At 40.8% G+C, this 6,784-nt stretch carries 4 protein-coding genes; 3 read left to right on the plus strand and 1 reads right to left on the minus strand.

Going from position 1 to position 6,784, the window contains the following annotated elements:
* Nucleotides 1-481: 481 nt before the first annotated feature.
* A complete protein-coding gene (locus A9239_RS11590; protein WP_048154621.1) occupies nucleotides 482-1,423 on the plus strand; it encodes a nucleotidyltransferase domain-containing protein in 942 nt (313 codons plus the stop codon).
* A gap of 19 nt (nucleotides 1,424-1,442) precedes the next feature.
* On the plus strand, nucleotides 1,443-2,756 hold the full coding sequence (locus A9239_RS11595; protein WP_080943668.1) for a condensation domain-containing protein: 1,314 nt from the start codon (nucleotides 1,443-1,445) through the stop codon (nucleotides 2,754-2,756).
* Nucleotides 2,757-2,837: 81 nt separating this feature from the next.
* Here the strand turns inward: A9239_RS11595 and A9239_RS11600 are convergent, their stop codons facing one another.
* Nucleotides 2,838-4,388 (minus strand): PGF-pre-PGF domain-containing protein, encoded by a 1,551-nt coding sequence (locus A9239_RS11600; RefSeq protein ID WP_048154618.1) that lies wholly within the window; start codon nucleotides 4,386-4,388, stop codon nucleotides 2,838-2,840.
* 422 nt (nucleotides 4,389-4,810) lie between these two features.
* Between A9239_RS11600 and A9239_RS11605 the strand changes: the two genes are divergently transcribed.
* Complete coding sequence (locus tag A9239_RS11605) at nucleotides 4,811-6,343, plus strand: DUF4139 domain-containing protein (RefSeq protein WP_048119678.1); 1,533 nt, start codon at nucleotides 4,811-4,813, stop codon at nucleotides 6,341-6,343.
* Nucleotides 6,344-6,784: the final 441 nt, after the last annotated feature.

Raw genomic sequence — 6,784 nt, forward strand, 5'->3', positions numbered from 1 at the left:
TAATATTGAGCCTATCCCAAAAGTCATTTCGTTCTTAATCATCAAGAATTTTCAGGATTGTTTTCATGATCAGAAACTTGATTGATTATTCGGAATACAGGATTCAGAGAAGCAATTTTGAGTTTTGGGATCAGCTCATTAAGTATTTTTTACTTCAGGATGTTCTATTTTAATATAATTTATTTGTGTTTATCTGATTCCTTCAGCATATTTCCTTTAAGTATCTGTAACTCCAGATATATTATCCATTTTACTATGCTGTTTGTTCCAGAACTTTTCGCTAAAGCCTTTTTTTAAAAGGCTTTTTTTCAAAAGGCTTTTTTAAAACACCTGATAATTATATACAACTTGATAATTATATACAGGAATATTACAATACATTTCCTATTATTTATTAAATTATTATAAAACCCAGCCGTTAATGTTCCTTAAACACGAGTACTCTAAAGTGCTCCTATAAGTTCCAGGGATGATGGTATAAATGCTAAAAACACGCTTGAGGGATTTTCTTGTCACGAAAGATAACTGGCTTTTTGCGGTTTCCGACTATTTCCGTAGCAATGGAATCCGCGCCACACTCCGCTACGTGCCCGATGAGAATGGGGAAAGAGAATTAAACGGGATACGATATAAAAAATATGATTTTGGTCCGGCTTTTGAGTTCATGAGGAAGTACAAGCCTGAATGGGTACAGGATGTTCATGTGGTGCCTGAATCTGAAGTAAAACAGGTGCTTCACCCCTCGGATGCGATTCCCAGACTTGTAAATTCTGACAGTCGCGTCAGAGCAATCGTAAAGACCCTTGACCGGGCAGGCATTCCCAGGACAAGCATGGGAGTTACTGGCTCGATGCTCGCAGGCCTCCAGAATGAAAATTCGGATATTGACTTTGTTGTATACGGCCCTGTATGGTTCAGGGCAAGGGATGCAATAGCTGCTGCAAAACAGCAGGAAGGACCCATTGAAGAAATTGATGAGGAGATGTGGCAGAGAATCTACAGAAAGAGAATTCCTGAGATTTCATTTGATGAGTTCATGCTGCACGAATCGAGAAAAGGTAACCGGGGCATGGTTGAAGGCACTTATTTTGACCTCCTTTTCGTAAGGGAATGGGACCAGATAAAAGAACCTCTTCTGCGCGGGAAGGACACCGTCAAAATGAAAATAGAAGCCAGAGTTACAAATGCCGACTTTGCTTTTGACAGTCCTGCGTATTACAAGGTCGAACACGATGAGATCGACCACGTGCTCTCGTATACCCACACCTATGCAGGCCAGGCACTTCCAGGAGAGTTAATAGAAGCTCGCGGCATCGTCGAAGAAGTCGGAGACATTAAGCGGCTTGTGGTGGGTACTTCAAGGGAGCCAAAAGGAGAATGGATAAAGTCTCTTACCTGGCTTGAGAAGTGCGGGCATATCTAAAAGAGATCTATTTGTGGAGATGAAGTCTCAAAAAATTTCCAGAACGATGCCTGCCACCTTACAGGACCAATTCAATTATGTGGCTCGCTATGGGATTTCAAATTATACACTTCAAGCTGTGATACGTTTCGAAAATAGGCTGGATGAGGTAAAATTGGCTCGAGCCGTAAGATTGTCCACTGACGCCGAGCCTGTACTGGGCTGCCTGTTCGTCGAAAGGGACGACAGGCCCTTCTGGCAACGCCTCGCTGATCCCGAAAGGATTTCATGGTGCAGGCTGGAAGAAACGCAGGACAGGGAAGAATCAATTATGAAATTCCTGCTGGAGCCTTTAAGCATGGACCATGACCCACAGGTGCTGGCACTGCTGGTGCGATGTGGTCAGGAAGATACTCTATGTATCAAACTCAATCATGCCTGCTGCGATGGCCGAAGCGCCAAAGAATACCTTAAACTACTGGCTGGCATATATACTCAGCTTTATATAGATTCTTCTTTTGAACCTGAACCGAACGTACAAGGAAAAAGAGACCAGAGTGCTGTACTTGAGGCCCTTGGAATAACTGACCTCAAGTCTGCTTTCACTTCTGAAAGTGAAGAATTAGAGCCTACATGGGCTTTTCCCTGGAAACAATCTGTAGAACCAGAATCGATACGGTTCTCTATAAGCAGAATCTACCAACGAGATTTTCAAAATATTTCGGCCTATGCAAAAACCCACGGAGCAACAATAAACGATATTATCCTGACAGCTTTCTTTCGGGCGTTATTTAACATGATAAAACCTGGATCTGATTCTCCTATGGAAATACAGTTTACAGTGGATTTACGCCGTTATTTGCCGGAAGGAGAAAATATAGCTATTTCTAATTTATCTGGAATAGAAAGTTTGAGACTGTCTGAAATCAAGTGCGAACCTTTTGTTGCCACTCTGGAAAGAGTTATATCCATCATGAAAAGCATTAAAACTGGCTTTCCAGGAATAAAAAGCGCTTTTGCCTGTGAATTAATGTCCGGTATGGGTTTTCGGGAAGTTCTTAAGATGAACAAAAAAGAATGGGAAAGATCTCTAACAAGTAGAAGGTCTTCTCCTATGCTCACTAATTTAGGAGTTATCAGTCCTTACCCCCTTCTTTTTGGAGAAACAGTTATCAAAGACGCTTACTTGGTAACTCCGGCTTTCCGTGCCCCTGCTTTTATGCTTGGGATTTCAACCTACCAGGAAACACTTACTCTTACAGCAGGTTATTATGAACCTGCTATACGGAAAGAGAATGTAGATTGTTTGCTTGGCCTGGTTGCTGGTGAGCTGATTTCCTGCCATGACACTTGATAGTATGGCTACTTTTATTGATTTCCTGGCCTCTTACTTTCCTACCCACTTTTTCATTTTTGTTCCGTCCTTTTTCAATAATTACCTGTGCTTCCTCTTACTCAATATTACATACGAAGTCAGAAATCCGATAACAGTCAAGAAAACAGCAGGGTTCGGAACATCTCTTTTTTCTTCATCATTTTCTTTATTAAGCTCTAAGTTTACATTTGTTATATTTTCTTGTTTTTTTCCTTCAGACAGATTACTTTTATTATTACCCTTATTTTCTTCATTTTTAGTTTGAAGGAATTCAATAGACTTAGTATTTATTTTCATACTTGATATCGCAAAGGGAGAAAAGCCTGGAGTTTCTGCGGTAAAGTAAAAGTAAACTTCATCTTCTCTACTGAAGGTTGTAGGCAGTGAGTTCCATACTTCCTCACTGTAGCGATACAGGGCTACAGTATCTTTGCTTCCTCCCTGTTCGGTAATCCAGACCCTGCTTACCCTGAAATTTATGCTGGCATTTTCAAAATTTTCCTGACTTGAAAAGCCATTATTCCCAATCCAGATATTTACATTCCTGTAGACAGTTCCGGGTGCAGGTTCCTTAACAATTGAGGATGTATTTTTTAGTATTTCTACAATAGCAGTTGTTTTTCCGAAATTCTTTTTCGGATCGAACTCCACGGTGACGATTTCATTTGCTTCGCCTTTAAAAGTGAAACACGTATGAATGCCTTTGAAAACCTGTTCATTAGAAATTTCCTTCAGATCGACATTCCCGGTTGATTCTGGAGAGCCTGCGCCGCCCCCGCCTCCTCCACTATTTCCTCCTCTATTTCCTCCGCTACTTTCTTCATTTCCCACATTTTCTCCAGAACCTGACGATTTCTCGGTCACAGTTATATATCCTACTTTTGTCCGAGTACTATTCCCATACGTACTATTTCCATAAGTACTGTTAGTCGCCTTTAATATAACAGTGTAGACTCCAGGACTCTCGTATGTGTAAACCGGATTCCTTTCGTTTGAGTCAATGTTCCCGTTTCCATCAAAGTCCCACTCCCAGGAATCAGGATTGAAGGTAGATAAATCCGTGAACTGGACAATCAGAGGGGCAGGTCCAAGGAGAGGAATTGCGGAAAAGTTTGCTTCAGGCGGAGAAATAACCACTATTTCTGAAAATCCTTCCACTGGGGTAGCGGAAACAGAATAAGCAGAAATCCTGCCAGAAAGTGTAAAGTTTCCAGGCTCGAAATTCGAAGGCACGGTCACATTATATACAACTGTCTTTTCTTCCCCTGCTGAAAAGTTCTCAACCCAGATCCATTCTAGAGTGGATGCTTTGAATGTGCTGGTTTTCTGGAACACAGCCCCATTATTTTCCCACTGGCTTACCTGCCATCCTTCAGGGAGATTCTCATCGAGCGTCAGAGCTTCAATATCCTGCTCCGTAATTATATGTACGGTTACCGCAAAACTTTCACCTGGGTTAACCGTTCCAGCAGAAATCTCCCTGTTTACCTCTATCCCTGCGGCTGAGGCAGGGAGGATTATCCAGGCAAACAGAATAATCAGAACGAAGCCTGAAATAAGGCCTGAGAGTTGAATCAGGCTTTTGTTTCTGAAGGCTTTAATGAGGTTCATAAGAACAGACCCTTATTCTTTTCCATATTTTTCGATTACCCGATTCTCTGCTATCTGATTCGTTTTTGAACTTGTTTATTTTTCGATTTATCTTTTAGCTCATTTCCTGTTATGTATGTCTTTTTCAGATTATATCAAATATCAATTAACTTTAAACTTTATGAAATTATTAACTATGTAATTGTGTATATTATTTATAACTGTCTTCTGTCCTGTTGTTCTAAAGATAGAAAATAGAATTATTATAGCCTGTATCCTTTGAAAAATGATAAATCGAATAGGGAACATGGTCGGAAGCTACTCAAAATCCTGAAGCCATATTTAAAGCCTTATAAAAAGCTATATTGAAAATCGATAGATAACTTCGAACATAACTGCAGTTAAAGCTAAATATAAATAAGAAAGTCACCAACTCCTCTTTCATGAAAATAAAGAAAAGTAACATCTGGATGATTCTGGCATCAGGATTGATTTTAACTGCATCTGCAGCCTTCGTGTATCCTGATTTTACCTTCCATCCTGATATTACAGCAAGCACGGCTCAAGCAGCCCAAGCAGATAGATCTGAAACTACAGCTAACGGAATAGAATCCAGTTCGAGCATAGTTACCAGAGTACAGGCTTCAAACCCACTGGAGATTCTCACAGCAGGTGCTCAGGCAATTGATTCAGGTACTGAGGTTACTGTTTACAATAATAACCTTGCCCTTGTAAAAGAAAAAAGGGAACTCGATCTTGATTCTGGAGTGAACAGGGTTGAATATAAGGATGTTGCTGCTCTTATTGATCCGACATCAGTAATGTTTGAGGATACGAAAAATAAGAATACTGTCGTACTGGAGCAGAATTATGAATACGACCTCATGAGCAGCCAGGAGCTTCTGGGAAAATTTCTAGATAAGGAAATTACTGTCACCGAAAAAGAAGGAGGCACATACACAGGGGTTCTCATGAGCTATGATGACAATAAGGGACTGGTGCTCAGGTTAAGTGCCGGGAAGGTTGTAACCCTTTCCGAAATATCGAAAGTGGAGTTTCCGGACTCTGCCGGACTGCTCACAAAACCTACCCTTATCTGGCAGGTCTACTCAACTGCCGCAGGCAAGAGGGATGTCCTCACTTCCTATCTTACAAATGGGATGAGCTGGAAAGCAAACTATATCGTAAAGACCAGTGCGGATGACAAGAAAGCCGATATCCAGGGTTGGGTTACTGTTAATAATGAAGCAGGAACAACCTATGAAAACGCCAAACTGAAACTGGTTGCAGGAGAAGTTAACCGCGTAACTGCACCACAGGAAACACCTGCGAGGAAGGCAGTTGCAGAAGAAGGAGTTGCATATGACGAAGCTGTGGAGAGTTTCGTTGAGGAATCATTCTTTGAGTATCACCTATATACCCTTCAAAGGCCGGCTACCCTCAGGAACAATCAAGTAAAACAACTTTCCCTTCTCTCTGTCAATTCCGTGCCTGTAGAAAAGGAACTGGTTTTTGATGTCTCAAAAAGCAGTAATGTCCAGGTCGCCCTTAGCTTAAACAATTCAAAAGAAAAAGGCCTTGGAATGCCTCTTCCTGCCGGAGTTCTAAGAGTATACAAAACTGACTCAGAAGGCCAGCTTCAGTTCCTTGGAGAAGACAACATAAAGCACACTCCAAAAGATGAAGAGATAAAAGTTGTTGTAGGAAACTCTTTTGATGTAACAGGCAAAAGAACCCAGATAAATTACGATAAAATCAGCTCGAACGTCTGGAAAGAAAGTTACGAAACCGAAATCAAAAACCACAAATCCGAGTCCCAGAAAGTAAAAATCGTAGAAAACTTCTACGGCGACTGGGAAATCACAACCACCTCTGACCCATACGAGAAAAAAGATGCCTATACAGCTGAATGGGAGATAACCATACCCGCAGATGGCTCAAAGAAAGTTACTTACACCGTAGAACGCAGTTATTAATCCAAAAATCGCAGCAAATTGTCAAAAACTGGATTTACACTGCTGAAACCTACAGAAAATCCAATATAAAACTTATAGCTACAGAAAAAACGGAAAAACGGAAAAAGAGAAAACAACAACTTTATAAAATAATTCGTTTTCCTCAATCTGCTTGAGCACAACCGTTGATCCGAAACCGTTGCGCCAGTTGACCACACAAACCAGGTCGTTACTGGAATTTTCGGTCAAGCTTTTTTTTAAAGGATTGTGATCACGCAGACTAGGTCATTGCTGGGGTTTTCGGTCAAGCATTTTTTCAAAAGACTTGCAGGTTTCAGTACAGAAAAAACACTTTTTTACTATAGTTTGGATCTGATTATCAATAAGATGGGACTCTATATTTCAAACATGTAAGGAATGTCTCAAGTAATGGATTTGACAAGAATGTGGTATTTGACAGGA

Source organism: Methanosarcina sp. A14 (assembly GCF_001729375.1).
GTDB classification, from domain to species: Archaea; Halobacteriota; Methanosarcinia; order Methanosarcinales; family Methanosarcinaceae; genus Methanosarcina; species Methanosarcina barkeri.

What these genes read in the sequence shown, in the direction of transcription:
- A9239_RS11600 (WP_048154618.1), bottom strand. Translation starts at nt 4,388, where the DNA reads ATGAACCTCATTAAAGCCTTCAGAAACAAAAGCCTGATTCAACTCTCA.
- A9239_RS11595 (WP_080943668.1), top strand. Translation starts at nt 1,443, where the DNA reads ATGAAGTCTCAAAAAATTTCCAGAACGATGCCTGCCACCTTACAGGAC.
- A9239_RS11590 (WP_048154621.1), top strand. Translation starts at nt 482, where the DNA reads ATGCTAAAAACACGCTTGAGGGATTTTCTTGTCACGAAAGATAACTGG.
- A9239_RS11605 (WP_048119678.1), top strand. Translation starts at nt 4,811, where the DNA reads ATGAAAATAAAGAAAAGTAACATCTGGATGATTCTGGCATCAGGATTG.